Consider the following 1,640-nt stretch of genomic DNA (forward strand, 5'->3'; position numbering starts at 1 on the left):
GTACATGAGCACGGGGTCCTCGCTCTCGAACGCGACGAACGCGAAGTCGTAGATGCAGTCGTAGATGACGCTCATCTCCTGCGCTGGGAGGGGGTGGGCAAGGTCGACCACGGCGGCGCAGTCGATGCCGACGGCGCGCAGGTCGCCCGCGAGCTCGCTCGCGATGAGCCGGATCCGGTCGCAGTCCAGCTCCGGGTCCGCCTGCTCCGCGAGCACGAGGCTGCCCTTGCGCTTGCAGTAGGCGATGAGGGTACACACCCGCTCGAGCTCCTTGCGCCTGACGGCGGGCGGGGCGTCCTTCTTTGCGGGGAGAGAGGACAATATGTCGGCGACGCGCGCGAGCGAGACGGAGAGCGCCGCCTCGACCTCGTCCACCAGGCGCTCTTCCGCCATGAGGCTCGACGTCGCTTGCGAGATCTGCCGCTCGTTCTCGAGCATGGCGTTCCTGCGCGCCAACTCCGATGACCGCGCGGCGAGGCTTCCCCTGACGCGGTTGAGGCCCGAGACGTCCTGCGCGAGGTGCGCTCAGCCGCCCGAGATGGGCCACGCATGGTGGCGCGTGTCCGCGTCGTCGGGCTCGGACCAAGAGAGGCTTCGCGGGGCGGATGAGGCGAGAACGCCGCGCGTCGCTCCCGAAAGCCCGCGCGCGGCGCGTGTCGCGCGGAACGTCTCGCCCTCGCGCGAGACGATGGCGAGGTCCAGCGGCAGGGCGTCGAAGGTGCGGCTGAGGAAGACCGTGGAAGGTATGAGCCCGAGGTCGAGCGAGAGCTCCAGGGCGCAGACCAGCACCAGGGCATAGGTGAGCGAGAAGTTGAGGCCCAAGATCGCCTCGAACCTGAGCACGTAGGCCACGCAGTAGGCGATTCCCACCAGAGCGACTCCGACGACGGGGGCGAGCATGAGCCGGAGGCGCCGCCGCGCGGCATAGGCGAGGCTCGCGAAGAACGCCGCGTAGCACAGCACCGACCAGACGAGGAACACGGCGTGCGCCCAGCCGTAGGTGTAGTCCCCGATCATCCCGGGCGTCGGCTCGTCGAACAGAAAGAAGGCCTGGTGGCGGTTGTTGGTGAGGGCGAGCAGCGCGAGCGCGCAGGAGACCGCCAGGGCGGCGCGGAGCGCCCGACGGACCGGGGGCCGAGATGCGAGGCCCGCCGTCCGCGCGCCTATGGCCGCGCAGGACACGGGCAGAAGCGCCATGGGGATGTAGTACGCGTACCACAGCAAGGTCCCGAGCCCAATGTCGGCGACCTTCCACTTGACGATGACCAGCGCCATCCACAGGGCGAGCAGCCCGGCCACGGCGGCAAGAAGGTGCCTGACCTCGGCGTCCGGGCAGCGCAGCCAAGCGGTCACGCCCCAAAGCGAGAACGCGACGAGGGCGATGCGCATGTGAACGGCGCGATCGAGCAGCCAGCCTGCGGGGCTCGCCAGGACTGCGGCCTCCCGCTCCGAGGCGAAGCCCTCCGCAGGGGGGAGGGCCGAGCACGACCGCGGCGGCCATGAGCAAAAGGGCACAGAGCCCCGCAAGGGCGCAGGCGGCCACGGCCGCGCGGGGCGGCTTGCCGGACTCCTGCGGGCTTTTGGATGGCCTGGTCACCCCACGTCGCCTCTCCTTGAATCGGCCGTTATCAGAAGAATAG

At 69.9% G+C, this 1,640-nt stretch carries 2 protein-coding genes; both read right to left on the reverse strand.

Features of this window, described 5'->3' with window-relative positions; all coding sequences use genetic code 11:
- A partial coding sequence (locus ACT84W_RS08500; protein ID WP_444328895.1) for a hypothetical protein occupies positions 1–438 on the reverse strand: 438 nt, incomplete at its 3' end.
- Between the two features lie 87 nt (positions 439–525).
- A complete protein-coding gene (locus ACT84W_RS08505) occupies positions 526–1,389 on the reverse strand; it encodes a hypothetical protein (protein ID WP_444328896.1) in 864 nt (287 codons plus the stop codon).
- Positions 1,390–1,640 lie beyond the last annotated feature (251 nt).

This window comes from Paratractidigestivibacter sp., assembly GCF_052362415.1.
In the GTDB taxonomy this organism is placed as follows: Bacteria; Actinomycetota; Coriobacteriia; order Coriobacteriales; family Atopobiaceae; genus Paratractidigestivibacter.

Bases quoted from the DNA above. Each gene is read 5' to 3' on its own strand.
- ACT84W_RS08505 (WP_444328896.1), bottom strand. From the start codon at position 1,389: ATGCGCATCGCCCTCGTCGCGTTCTCGCTTTGGGGCGTGACCGCTTGG.